Here is a 12,307-nt window from a genome sequence, read left to right as displayed (position 1 = left end):
CCCTGTCATCTTTCCGATAAATACTCCGGGGGTCAGGGGGCAGCGCCCCCTGCATCGACCCAGAATGACCAAGGCCGGGCAGATCTGCCCGGCCTTGGCCGTCTTACACTAGTGCGGCGCTCAGTGGCCGAGAATCTGGCTCAGGAACAGCTTTGTCCGCTCACTCTGCGGGTTGTTGAAGAACTCTTCCGGCTCGTTCTGCTCCACGATCTGACCCGCATCCATGAAGATCACACGGTTCGCCACCTGACGGGCAAAGCCCATCTCGTGGGTGACGCAGAGCATGGTCATACCTTCCTCGGCCAGTTCGATCATGGTGTCGAGCACCTCCTTGATCATCTCCGGATCGAGCGCCGATGTCGGTTCATCGAACAGCATGATGCGCGGCATCATGCAGAGGCTGCGCGCAATCGCCACACGCTGCTGCTGACCACCGGAGAGCATGCCCGGATATTTATTGGCCTGCTCGGGGATCTTCACCTTCTCAAGGAAGTGCATCGCCCGTTCTTCGGCTTCCTTCTTGGGGGTCTTGCGGACCCAGATCGGCGCCAGGGTGCAGTTTTCCAGAATGGTCAGATGCGGGAACAGGTTGAAGTGCTGGAACACCATGCCAACCTCTGACCGGATCTTGTCAATGTTCTTGAGATCATTCGACAGTTCGGTGCCATCCACCACGATCTTGCCCTGCTGGTGCTCTTCCAGCGCATTGAGGCAGCGGATCAGGGTGGATTTGCCGGACCCCGAGGGTCCTGCGATAACAATCCGCTCGCCCTGATTGACGGTCAGATTGATGTCGCGCAGCACGTGGAACGAACCGTACCACTTGTTCATATTGTTGATTTCAATGGCAACCTCGTCGCTCACTTGCATTTTCGAGCGGTCGATTGCGCGGTCAGACATAAGTTCAGACATATGTTGAACTCCTTAACGGTGATCGGTGGCGAGACGGCGCTCGAGCCACTGTGAGTACTGAGAGATGCCGTAGCAGACGATGAAGAACAGGAAGGCGGCAAAGCCGAGGAGTTCCCAATAGACGCCGTTCCACTCGGTGGAGGCGAGGATTGGGCCCCGGATCATGCCCACCAGGTCGAACATCGAGATGACCGACACCAGTGTGGTATCCTTGAACAGGCCAACGGCCACGTTCACGATACCGGGGATCGAGATCTTCAGTGCCTGCGGCAGGATGATCAGACGCATGGCCTGCGGGTAGTCGAGACCCAGACTGTCTGCTGCTTCATACTGCCCATTGGGCAGCGCGGCCAGACCGCCCCGGATCACTTCGGCGATATAGGCCGCGGAGAACAGGGTGATCATGATAACCACGCGCAGGAACAGGTCCACGGTGGCATCTGGCGGGAAGAAGTAGGACAGCATCACCGATGCCACGAACAACAGGGTGATCAGCGGCACGCCACGCACGAATTCGATGAAGACGACGCAGATCCACTTGATCAGCGGCATGTTGGACTGACGGCCCAGTGCCAGCGCGATACCCAGCGGCACCGACAGCGACACGCAGGTCACACCCAGCATCATGTTCAGCATGAAGCCACCCAGATCGCGCGAGGGTACAGCTGACAGCATCGCGGTGTCAGACGCCCCTTCCGGGATCAGATAGCCACCGACATTCCAGACCACGACCGCTGCAACAATCGCGCCGAAGAACCCCAGAGCAAAACTGCCCTTGCCGTATTTCTGGAACACGAACCCGGCGGCAACAAAGCCAAGCAAGGCAACGATCGGCACCAGAATGGAACCACCCCAGATCAGCCAGAAGGCCAGGAAGGGGTAGATCGCGGTGAAGGCCAAGAGCTTGCGCGGCAGGTCAAAGAACAGAACCGGTGCCAGCGCAATCAACAGCAGCACAAGGGCCAGATTCGGGCGCCAGTATTCACTGGCCGGATATTTGAACCCATAGAGCAGCTGGTTCCAGCGCTCGGTCAGGACCGAGAAACAGGCGCCAACCTTGCCATCCAGAACCTCGCGACATTCGGCAAGCGAGTTGGTGGTCCATACACCGTTCAGCAGCCACGGAACCGTGGTGCTCAGCAGCAGATAGATCAGCACCAGCGCCGCCAGCGTCAGGATCGAATTGGGAATGCTGGAGAACAGGTTCTCTCGCATCCATTTATAGGCACCGGTTTCACGCGCCGGCGGCGGGGCCGGCGGGATTTCCGTATCGCGGACAAAGGCGATAGTTTGAGAGTGTGTATCGCTCATGTCTCAGCGCTCCTTCAGTTTCACAGATGCGTTGTAGACGTTCATCACCATCGAAATCAGCAGCGATGCGGTGAGGTAGAACAGCATCAGCAGCAGAACACATTCGATTGCACGGCCGGTCTGGTTCAGCGTGATGCCGCCCAGGGTCGCGGTGATATCGGCGTAACCAACGGCAATCGCCAGCGAGGAGTTTTTGGTGATGTTGAGAAAGTTGGAGATCAGCGGCGGAATGATGACGCGCAGCGCCTGCGGCAGCACCACCAGATTCATGATCCGGCCGGGACGCAGACCCAGTGCCGCTGCGGCTTCGGTCTGACCCTTGTTGATCGCCTGAATACCCGCACGCACGTTTTCCGCGATGAAAGCACCGGTGTAGATCGACAGAGCGAACCACAGCGCGATCAGCGGACCACCGATTTTGATACCGCCGGTGAAGTTGAAGCCTTTCAGCTCCGGCACTTCCCAGGACAGACCCATCAGGAACAGCACCAGGAGCACCGGCACCAGCCAGACGCCCAGGCCAATCCATGTGGTATTGGGGCGCACGCCTGTTTCTTCCTGCGTCTTGGTCGCGTTGGTCTCGACCTTGCGCATCACGAAGAAGGACAGCGCCAGTGCCGCCAGAACCACCAGCCAGTTCATCGTGGTGGAGGCAAACAGACCGCTCTCGAACCAGGGCATCGGGATGTAGACACCGCGGTTGGTGAAGGCAAAGAGGTCAAACACCATGCTCGACGTGGCATCGTCACCGCGGAATTCCCGCGGGCCGGGCATCACGGCTGTCATGATCGTGAAAATGATGATGATCCAGATCAGCACCGGAATATTGCGGAAGATTTCCACATAAACGGCCATCAATTTGGAGACGAGCCAGTTGTTCGACAGGCGTAGAACACCCGCGATCACACCAAAGACGGTGGCCGTGATACAGGAGAGAAAGGCCACCAGCAGCGTGTTCAGAATGCCGACCACAGCAGCACGTGCATGGCTGGACTGGCTGTCGTATTCGATCAGACGCTGGTTGATGTCGTAACCGGATGGATCCCCAAGGAACCCGTATGAAATATTCAGACCCGCGGCGCGCAGGTTCTGAATAAGGTTGTTCCCCAGATACCAGATGGCCAAGGCCAGAACCAGCGCAGCAATCGCCTGGAAGGTCAACGAACGATAGCGGGTATCGTTGACCAACATGGACAGCTGAAACTGTGCCTTTGGAGGGTCAGTGAGAGTTGACATGAATGTGTGATCCCCGTGGCTTATAGGTCGACTGTTCGGCGGGGTTGGGTCCCTGCTCGCGTCCAGACCTTAAGCGTTTTTGTTAGGATAGGTCGGGAGGTAAAAGGGCGCAGGTTGGTCCTGCGCCCTTTCCTCAGTAGATCTTAGCGGAAAGGCGGTGCGTAGAGCAGGCCACCTTCGGTCCACTGTGCGTTCAGACCACGTGCCAGACCAATCGGAGTGTCTTCGCCGATGTTCTTTGCAAAGACTTCGCCGTAGTTGCCACCAGCGGCAATTGCGTTCTTCGCCCAGTCAGCAGACAGGCCCAGCATCTCGCCCAGGGTGCCTTCGGCGCCCAGCAGACGGTTGATTTCCGGGTTCTCAGTGCCAGCGGCCATTTCACCGATGTTGGCGGAGGTCACGCCCAGCTCTTCAGCTGCGATCAGCGCCATCAGGCTCCAGCGAACAACATCGCCCCACTCGTGGTCGCCGTGGCGAACCAGCGGGCCGAGCGGCTCTTTGGAGATGATTTCGGGCAGCAGAACATGTGCCGAAGGATCATCGAAGGTCGCGCGGGTTGCCGCCAGACCGGAGGCGTCGGTGGTGTAAACGTCACAGGCACCAGCCAGATACTGCTGCTGCGCTTCGGCGTTGGTTTCGATCGGAACCGGCTCATAGCTAATGTTGTTGGAACGGAAGAAATCCGCCAGGTTCAGCTCGGTGGTGGTACCGGTCTGGATGCAGACGGTCGCGCCGTCCAGTTCCTTCGCGGAGGACACGCCCAGTTCCTTGGGAACCATGAAGCCCTGACCGTCGTAGTAGTTCACACCGACGAATTCGAACTTCAGGTCGACGTCGCGGCTGAAGGTCCAGGTGGTGTTACGGGCCAGCATGTCGATCTCGCCGGAGGCCAGAGCGGTGAAGCGGGTTTTGCCGGTGGTCGGCACGAATTCAACGGCGGTCGAGTCGCCCAGAACAGCCGCAGCAACCGCGCGGCAGACAGCAACGTCAAAACCTTCCCATTCGCCGTTGGCATTGGGCGCCGCAAAACCGACCAGACCGGTGGTCACACCGCAGTTCAGCTTGCCGCGGGCCTTGACGTCGTCCAGCGTGCCCGCCGCAGCGGCACCGGCGGCCAGACCAGCAACAGTCAGCGCACCCAAAATTACCTTATTCTTCATGTTTACCTCTTCCTGATTGTCCGCCTATTTGGCGGCTCTTTTTGCCCGGCACCAGCCATGCCGGAGATAGGTGGTGAAACAAGGGTGACCCCATTTCGCGACCGAGTGTGGGCGCATTCATCAACAAACGTCAAGGGTGGGATCAGGAAATTCGATGGGCGCATAGCGAACATTTTTGCGGTCGCGAACGATTTTTGCGGCAGCGCCCCGATCTGGGTAATATATTGCGCTAACAGGAAAAATCGTAGAACCGCTTAGCGTGCAAAAACGCTGTGCGTTTCAGGTCTGCGGTGGCCTGAGCCTCGTCGTCCCGGCCCCATTGCTGCTCCTGCCACAGCTCGTCCAACCGCGACATTTCCCAGATTTCATCGGTCGGCCGCCAGCCCCGTGCGGCCGCAAACCCCAGCACCAGAGAGCCCGACATCGCCACCAGATCATGGAAGGCCGCCAGCTGAAAGGGTGTCATTTCATGGACTAAGCCGCGCAGACGGTGCAGCACCTCAGGGTCCTGGGGCACATGCAGAATGCCGGTGCGCGGCTGCAGCCGGGCCGCCAGCGCTTCCGCAGCCCAGTCCAGCGCCGGGTCCCAGATCTCGGCCTGACGCTGCACCAATTCGACCGGCATTTCGGCGCGATAGCACAAAAGATCGGAATCTGCGTAATCCGCCAGCATATCCGACACTTCGCCATGTTGATGCGACACCTTGTCGATTGCAGCATTCGCAGAACGCGTCATAGGCATCGACAAAGGGTCAACTGATTCGGTCTGCGCGTCCCATTCCGCGGCAATTGCATCGCCCATCTCACGGGTCGGAACGATCAGCGGCGCCTTGGCCGGCGTCTTAACGCGGCGGCTGTCCAGCTCGATGGCAAAGCCGCTCTCGGCCTCGGCCACGGCGACCTCTTTCCAAAACCGTTTCTGTTTCCACTCGCTCATGTCGTCAGTCTTTCCAGATGTCCTGCAACAGCGGCGCCAGCGCGGCGAAACTGTCGATGATATGATCCGCCCCAAGGCGCTCGGCCGGGTGAAAGCCCCAGTTGACCGCAATCGTATGCACCCCGGCTGCGCGTCCCATGTCGATGTCAAAACTGGTGTCGCCAATCATCACCGTATGCGCAGGTGCCACCCCGGTGTCGGCCATCGCCCGCAGCACCATCGACGGATGCGGTTTCGACGGGTGGTGATCGGCACATTGCCGGGTTACGAAACAGCGCAGGTCATGGGACGCGATCAGCGCATCCAGCCCGCGCTGTGATTTTCCGGTGGCCACCCCCAGCAGGTATTCGGGCACGGCATTCAGCTCCGCCAGCACCTCCGCCGCCCCGGGATAGAGCGGTGAATGCCCCGCGCCCGCCGCCAGACGGGCCGATTTATAAGCGGATTTATAGCCGTCGACCAAGCCGGCCTGGACGGCAGCGCTCTGCCCCGGCGCCAGCTCGGCCATCGCCTGCGGCAGGGACAATCCAACAATCGACAGGATGTCCTGTCGGCTGGGCAGGGCCAGCCCGACCCCGGCAAACGCCGCCGCCATCGCCGAGGTGATGGCACCCTGGCTGTCGGCCAGCGTACCATCCACATCAAAGAGGATCAGGCGCAGGTCACGGCTCATCCACGCGCGCCCTTATTGCAGGCTCTCGAACGGATCTTCTGCCGCCAGATCTTCGGACCAGCCAAAGGTGTCCCAGCTGTCCTTCATATGATCGGGCAAGGGCGCGGTGATCGACAGCGTCTTGCGCGTCACCGGATGCTCAAACGCCATACGGCGGCAGTGCAGATGCAGCTTCTTGGAGATGATGCCGCCCAGCTGCGCGCCCCAGCCATCGCCAAGGTTCTCCTGCCCCGAGCCGCCGTATTTGCCGTCGCCCGCAATCGGATGACCGATCTCGGCCATATGCGCGCGCAGCTGATGGGTGCGACCGGTGATCGGCTCCATCGCCACCCAGGCCGCCCGGCTGGCAACCCGGTAGAGCGTGGCATATTGGGTATGCGAGCGTTTGGCGCCGGGTGTGCTGTCCACCTCGTTGGAATGGATGGCGATCATCTTCTCGCCTTCGCCGCTTTTGCCATGCCCCGGCGCCTTGACCAGCCCGCATTTGATCTCGCCCAGATAGGGAGTCGGCACGCCCGCCACCAGCGCCCAGTAGATCTTGCGCGTGGCACGATGCCGGAACGCCGCCGTCAGCGACTGCGCCGCCAGACGGGTGCGCGCCAGCACCAGAACACCGGAGGTATCCTTGTCCAGCCGGTGCACCAGACGCGGCTTCTCCTCGGCGTCGAACTGCAAGGCGGCACTCAGCCCGTCGACATGTTTGGTGGTGCCGCTGCCGCCCTGCACTGCCAGACCCGCGGGTTTGTTCAGCACGATGACGGCATCATCCTTGTAGATCACGCAGCCCCGGATCATCTTGGCGTCGGCCTCGGAAATCCGGTAGCTCGGCGCCTCTGCCGGTTTCAGATCGCTGGCGCCAAGCGGCGGCACCCGCACCACCTGCCCGGCCTCGACGCGGGAACTGGCCTTGACCCGGCCCCCATCCAGACGCAGCTCGCCCTTGCGGCACATCTTCTCGATGCGGCCCTGGCTCACATGGGGAAACAGGCGGCGCAACCAGCGGTCGATGCGCTGGCCTGCGTCGTCTTCAGTGACAGTAATCATCTGTACGCCGCTCATGCGAACACTCCTCTGGCGGCCATCAGGCCCAAAAACAGCCCGCCGACCGACAGGCCAACGGACAACAGCACATATAGCGCAGCCTGCCCCAGGGCGCCGCGCTCGATCAGGGTGGCCGTCTCAAGCGAGAAGGCCGAAAACGTCGTGAAGCCGCCCAGCAGGCCGGTCATCACAAACGGGCTGAGATGGGTCAGCCCCTTATGGGCGGCAGCAACCACAAACAGCCCCATAACAAAGGAGCCGATCACATTCACCGCAAGGATCGCCACCGGAAAATCTCCCACCCCGAACAGGCGGTGGATCCCCAAACCGGCCAGATAGCGGCAGGCCGCGCCGATCGCGCCGCCCAGAGCCACATATAGAACCGAAAAAACCATCTGCGGTCTGTCGCCGGCTGGCGCGGTGATGTCAAGTTTTGCGCGCTGCATGGCAGCATTGCAGCCACGGCGCAGGCCCGTCATCTTTCCAGAAATACTCGCGCCGCAGGCCCGGCTTTGCCCGGCAAAGCCGGATCAGCTGTTCCGCTTGGCGCGCAGATTGGCAAAATACTCGGTCCGGCGCTTCAACTCGCGCTCAAAGCCCCGCTCGACCGGCTGATAAAGCACCGGGCGCGGCACGTCGTCGGGAAAATAGTTCTGCCCTGAAAACCCGTCGGCGGCGTTGTGATCGTAATCATAGCCCTCACCGTAGCCTTGCGATTTCATCAGCTTGGTCGGCGCGTTCAGGATATGTTTGGGCGGCGGCGCGCTGCCGGTCTGTTTCGCGAGCCGTCGCGCCGCCTTATAGGCCATGTAGCCCGCGTTGGTCTTGGGGGCGAGGGCCAGGTAGATCACCGCCTGGGCCAGCGCCAGCTCGCCCTCGGGGCTGCCAAGGCGCTCATAGGTCTCCCAGGCCTCGATGCAGATGCCCTGCGCCTGCGGATCGGCCAGCGCGATATCCTCCACCGCCATGCGGGTGAGCCGACGCGCCAGATAGCGCGGATCCTCGCCACCCTCCAGCATCCGGGCAAACCAGTAGAGGGCTGCATCCGGGTCGGAGCCGCGCACGGATTTATGCAGGGCAGAAATCAGGTTGTAATGCTCATCGCCGGATTTGTCGTATTTCGCCGCCCGCCGCATCAGCCGGGTGGCCAGCGCCTCGCGGCCCAGCGGGCTGTCCACGGTCCACGCGGCGATCTGTTCGATGAGGTTCAGCAGCGCCCGCCCGTCGCCATCGGCCATCCCCTGAAGCGCGTCGCGGGCATCGGGCGTCAGCGGCAGGGCGCGGCCCAGCTCCTGCTCGGCGCGTTGGGTCAGCCGCTCCAGATCGACCAGAGACAGGCGTTCCAGCACCAGCACCTGCGCCCGGCTCAGCACAGCGGCGTTCAGTTCAAACGACGGGTTTTCAGTGGTCGCCCCCACCAGCAGGATGGTGCCATCCTCCATATGCGGCAGGAAGCCGTCCTGCTGCGCCTTGTTGAACCGGTGGATCTCATCCACGAACAGCAATGTCCCCTGCCCGTTCTGACGGCGGATCCTTGCGGCTTCGAACACCTTTTTCAGATCCGGCACGCCGGTGAAAATGGCCGAGATCTGCACGAAATGGAGATCGGTTTCACGGGCCAGCAGCCGGGCGATGGTGGTCTTGCCCACGCCCGGTGGTCCCCAGAAGATCAGCGATGACAGCGAGCCCGATGCCAGCATCACCCCCAGCGGGGCGTCCTCGCCCAGAACCTGCGTCTGGCCGATCACCTCTGTCAGCGTCTTCGGCCGCAGCCGATCCGCCAGCGGGCGGTTCAGCTCGGCGGTCGGATCTGGCCGGGGCGCGGCATCACCGCTGTCAAAGAGATCAGCCATGATCAGAGCCGGTAACGCAGCGACACGCGCTGGCCCTGACGGTTCAGATCAATCTTCATCCAGCGGCCAATCGCCGCCAGCACAGCAGAGACATCGGAGGGGGTCTCGATGGCCTCATTGTTGATGCCAAGGATAATGTCACCGGCACGCAGACCGACACGGCCGCCATAGGCGCCGGGATCGGTGATCACCACACCTGTGGCGGTCATCGGCAGCTGCAAACGAACAATCGACTGCGGGTTGATCCGCGCAAGGGTCAGCCCCGGCAGCGGCGTCCCTTCGGGCAGGGTAAGCGGATCGGCGGGCGGATCATCGGGGGCCAGCATCATCTCGACCATCACCGTGCTGCGCTCGGTGCCGCGCAGCCGGGTCACCTCGGCGCTGTCGCCCAGACCGGCCACCGACATGCGGAAGACCATTTCGGAGGGCGAATTCACCGCCTCCCCCGCCACGTCGAGCACCACATCCCCCACCTCGAACCCGGCCTTGGCAAAGGGGCTGGCGGGATGCAGTTCCGAGATCACCATGCCTTCTGGCAGCTCCATCCCAAGCGACGCCGCCAGATCGGCATCGACCGGCTGGCCCATCATGCCTGCCCAGGGGCGCTGGAATTCCTCGGCACCATCATGGGCCTGCCGCATGAAGGCCCGTACCAGATTGGCCGGGATCGCAAAACCGATCCCGTTGGAGCCGCCGGAGCGGGTGACGATGCGGGTGTTGATGCCAATCAGATTGCCATTCACATCAATCAGCGCCCCGCCAGAGTTACCGGGGTTAATCGGCGCGTCGGTCTGAATGAAATAGCCGATCCCCTCGCCCGTCGCCGCGCCGGAGCGCGCCAGCCCGGAGACGATGCCGCTGCTGACGGTCTGGCCCACCCCAAAGGGGTTGCCGATCGCCAGTGCCAGTTCGCCCACCTCTACCCGGTCACTGTCACGCAGCTCCAGAAAGGGGAGGTCCTTGGCGTCCTGTAGCTGGAGAATGGCCAGATCGCTGGCCTCATCCGCCAGCACCACCTGAGCGGCATATTCGCGCCGGTCGGTGGTCACCACCCGGATATCCGTCGCCATGCCAACCACATGGTAGTTCGACACCACGATGCCATCAGCCGACAGGATCACCCCGGAGCCAAGCGAGTTCTGCACCCGTGGCTGCGGCTTTGACAGGCCGCGAAAGAAATCGTCGAAGAAGGGATCGTTCATAAAAGGCGTGCGGCGCTGTTCCTGCACGATCTTGGCATAGATGTTCACCACCGCAGGCGCCGCCTGTTTCACCAGAGGCGCAAAACCAAGCGAGATTTCTGCCTGCGACTGGGGCACGCGGGTTTCGGCAAAGGCCTGTGTGGAGGGGATCTGAGTGGCCAGAAACAGGCCCGCTGCGGTCAGGATGGCACGAAACATGACGACTCCGATTGTTCTTGTGAACAGGATATGCGGACCGCTGCCGTCTTTTACAAGGTAGGATTCACCGGGGAAAATCCGCGACTTTGGCCCCTATCCCCAACCGGGGGCCTCCCGCGAAACGGGGGCGCAGAACGAAAAACCCCCGCCCTGTTGCCAGAGCGGGGGTCAGGTCCGGTCGAAACCGGGAGTTCTTATTCGTCAGCAGCAGCTTCTGCTTCGGCCAGGCGTGCCTTGTCGGCGGCGCCTTTGGCATCGCGATCACGATCAACGAATTCGATGATCGCCATCGGTGCCATGTCGCCATAGCGGAAACCGGCTTTCAGGATACGGACATAGCCGCCCTGACGGTCTTTGTAGCGCGGGCCCAGAACGTCGAACAGTTTTGCAACGTCCTTGTCTTCCTTCAGCTTGGACGCGGCCTGACGGCGGGCGTGCAGGTCGCCACGCTTTGCCAGGGTGATCATCTTTTCGATGATCGGGCGCAGTTCTTTTGCTTTGGGAAGGGTTGTCTTGATCTGTTCGTGCTCGATCAGCGAGCCGGCCATGTTGGAGAACAGGGCCTTACGGTGCTCATGAGTACGGTTCAGGCGGCGGTAACCACGTGCGTGACGCATTTTTTCAATCCTTTACTTCGCGTTTTGCTTTGTCAGGCGGCTGATGCGTGTCAGCCGCTCACCTTGGGGCAGATGCCCGGGTCTTCCCCCGCAACCGGGGCATTTCGGGCGGCCCTAGAGGCCGCCCAATCTCTTAGAAGCTGTCTTCGAACTTCTTGGCCAGATCTTCGATGTTGTCCGGCGGCCAGTCCTCGACATCCATGCCAAGGTGCAGACCCATGCCCGACAGCACTTCTTTGATCTCGTTCAGCGACTTGCGGCCGAAGTTCGGCGTGCGCAGCATTTCTGCTTCGGTCTTCTGGATGAGATCGCCGATGTAGACGATGTTGTCGTTCTTCAGGCAGTTTGCAGACCGGACAGACAGTTCCAGTTCGTCCACTTTCTTCAGCAGAAGCGGGTTGAACTCGAGACCGTCGTCGTCGTCCTGACGGTTTGCCGATTCCGGCTCGTCGAAGTTGACGAAGATCGACAGCTGATCCTGCACGATACGGGCCGCATAGGCGACCGCGTCGTCGGGCGTGATGGAGCCATCGGTTTCGATCTTCATGGTCAGCTTGTCATAGTCCAGAACCTGACCTTCACGGGTCGGCTGAACGTCATAGGAGACCTTCTTGACCGGCGAGTAGATGGCGTCGATCGGGATCAGACCGATGGGCGCATCTTCAGGCTTGTTCTTGTCAGCAGAGACATAGCCCTTGCCGGTGTTGACGGTCAGTTCCATGAACAGATCGGCACCATCGTCAAGGTGGCAGATCACGTGCTCACGGTTCAGCACTTCGATGCCAGCGGATTCGGAGATGTCACCGGCCGTGACAACTGCGGGGCCTTTGGCATTGATCGACAGGCGCTTGGGGCCTTCGACTTCCATGCGCAGCGACACGCCTTTGAGGTTCAGGATGATGTCGGTGACATCTTCGCGAACGCCGGCGACGCTGGAGAATTCATGCAGAACATTGTCGATCTGCACGGAGGTGATGGCGGCGCCTTGCAGCGAGCTCATCAGAACGCGGCGCAGCGCGTTGCCCAGTGTCAGGCCAAAGCCGCGTTCCAGCGGTTCAGCCACAACGGTGGCCTGGCGTGCGGGATCATTGCCCGGCTTCACGTCAAGCTGAGTCGGCTTGATCAGTTCAGCCCAATTCTTGTGGATCATGCGGTCCCTCCATTCCT

At 61.3% G+C, this 12,307-nt stretch carries 12 protein-coding genes; all 12 read right to left on the bottom strand.

The annotated features are described in order from the left end of the window. Positions 1-120: 120 nt before the first annotated feature. A complete protein-coding gene (locus tag VWY34_RS18295) occupies positions 121-912 on the bottom strand; it encodes an amino acid ABC transporter ATP-binding protein (protein ID WP_340546612.1) in 792 nt (263 codons plus the stop codon). A 12-nt stretch (positions 913-924) separates the two neighbouring features. Then, entirely contained in the window at positions 925-2,223 is a 1,299-nt protein-coding gene (locus VWY34_RS18290; RefSeq protein ID WP_416549032.1) for an amino acid ABC transporter permease, read from the bottom strand. Positions 2,224-2,226: 3 nt separating this feature from the next. Continuing rightward, complete coding sequence (locus VWY34_RS18285; protein WP_340546610.1) at positions 2,227-3,459, bottom strand: amino acid ABC transporter permease; 1,233 nt, start codon at positions 3,457-3,459, stop codon at positions 2,227-2,229. Between the two features lie 143 nt (positions 3,460-3,602). Beyond that, positions 3,603-4,619 (bottom strand): amino acid ABC transporter substrate-binding protein, encoded by a 1,017-nt coding sequence (locus VWY34_RS18280; RefSeq protein WP_340546609.1) that lies wholly within the window; start codon positions 4,617-4,619, stop codon positions 3,603-3,605. 229 nt (positions 4,620-4,848) lie between these two features. Then, positions 4,849-5,556, bottom strand: coding sequence for an ATP12 family chaperone protein (locus tag VWY34_RS18275; protein ID WP_416544442.1), 708 nt, complete (start codon positions 5,554-5,556; stop codon positions 4,849-4,851). A gap of 4 nt (positions 5,557-5,560) precedes the next feature. Further along, positions 5,561-6,229 (bottom strand): HAD-IA family hydrolase, encoded by a 669-nt coding sequence (locus tag VWY34_RS18270; protein ID WP_416544443.1) that lies wholly within the window; start codon positions 6,227-6,229, stop codon positions 5,561-5,563. Between the two features lie 12 nt (positions 6,230-6,241). Beyond that, a complete protein-coding gene (locus VWY34_RS18265; protein WP_416535601.1) occupies positions 6,242-7,288 on the bottom strand; it encodes an RluA family pseudouridine synthase in 1,047 nt (348 codons plus the stop codon). Beyond that, positions 7,285-7,665, bottom strand: coding sequence for a fluoride efflux transporter CrcB (gene crcB / locus VWY34_RS18260; protein WP_416542818.1), 381 nt, complete (start codon positions 7,663-7,665; stop codon positions 7,285-7,287). Before crcB ends, VWY34_RS18265 begins: the two co-directional genes overlap by 4 nt. A 135-nt stretch (positions 7,666-7,800) precedes the next feature. Then, a complete protein-coding gene (locus VWY34_RS18255; RefSeq protein WP_416544444.1) occupies positions 7,801-9,123 on the bottom strand; it encodes a replication-associated recombination protein A in 1,323 nt (440 codons plus the stop codon). Positions 9,124-9,125: 2 nt separating this feature from the next. Then, positions 9,126-10,523, bottom strand: coding sequence for a trypsin-like peptidase domain-containing protein (locus tag VWY34_RS18250; RefSeq protein WP_416535604.1), 1,398 nt, complete (start codon positions 10,521-10,523; stop codon positions 9,126-9,128). 194 nt (positions 10,524-10,717) lie between these two features. Beyond that, positions 10,718-11,140: a 50S ribosomal protein L17 gene (gene rplQ / locus VWY34_RS18245; protein WP_340546604.1), complete on the bottom strand. Its 423-nt coding sequence runs from the start codon at positions 11,138-11,140 to the stop codon at positions 10,718-10,720. 133 nt (positions 11,141-11,273) lie between these two features. Then, positions 11,274-12,290, bottom strand: a complete 1,017-nt coding sequence (locus VWY34_RS18240) for a DNA-directed RNA polymerase subunit alpha (protein ID WP_014875981.1) — start codon at positions 12,288-12,290, stop codon at positions 11,274-11,276. Between the last annotated feature and the right edge of the window lie 17 nt (positions 12,291-12,307).

The organism is Phaeobacter sp. JH20_02, assembly GCF_048056915.1.
In the GTDB taxonomy this organism is placed as follows: Bacteria; Pseudomonadota; Alphaproteobacteria; order Rhodobacterales; family Rhodobacteraceae; genus Phaeobacter; species Phaeobacter bryozoorum.
Note: the sequence above shows the minus strand (reverse complement) of the source record. Positions and strands in the feature narration are given on the sequence as shown.

Coding starts and splice junctions, on each gene's coding strand:
- VWY34_RS18295 (WP_340546612.1), bottom strand. CDS start 912: ATGTCTGAACTTATGTCTGACCGCGCAATCGACCGCTCGAAAATGCAA.
- VWY34_RS18290 (WP_416549032.1), bottom strand. CDS start 2,223: ATGAGCGATACACACTCTCAAACTATCGCCTTTGTCCGCGATACGGAA.
- VWY34_RS18285 (WP_340546610.1), bottom strand. CDS start 3,459: ATGTCAACTCTCACTGACCCTCCAAAGGCACAGTTTCAGCTGTCCATG.
- VWY34_RS18280 (WP_340546609.1), bottom strand. CDS start 4,619: ATGAAGAATAAGGTAATTTTGGGTGCGCTGACTGTTGCTGGTCTGGCC.
- VWY34_RS18275 (WP_416544442.1), bottom strand. CDS start 5,556: ATGAGCGAGTGGAAACAGAAACGGTTTTGGAAAGAGGTCGCCGTGGCC.
- VWY34_RS18270 (WP_416544443.1), bottom strand. CDS start 6,229: ATGAGCCGTGACCTGCGCCTGATCCTCTTTGATGTGGATGGTACGCTG.
- VWY34_RS18265 (WP_416535601.1), bottom strand. CDS start 7,288: ATGAGCGGCGTACAGATGATTACTGTCACTGAAGACGACGCAGGCCAG.
- crcB (WP_416542818.1), bottom strand. CDS start 7,665: ATGGTTTTTTCGGTTCTATATGTGGCTCTGGGCGGCGCGATCGGCGCG.
- VWY34_RS18255 (WP_416544444.1), bottom strand. CDS start 9,123: ATGGCTGATCTCTTTGACAGCGGTGATGCCGCGCCCCGGCCAGATCCG.
- VWY34_RS18250 (WP_416535604.1), bottom strand. CDS start 10,523: ATGTTTCGTGCCATCCTGACCGCAGCGGGCCTGTTTCTGGCCACTCAG.
- rplQ (WP_340546604.1), bottom strand. CDS start 11,140: ATGCGTCACGCACGTGGTTACCGCCGCCTGAACCGTACTCATGAGCAC.
- VWY34_RS18240 (WP_014875981.1), bottom strand. CDS start 12,290: ATGATCCACAAGAATTGGGCTGAACTGATCAAGCCGACTCAGCTTGAC.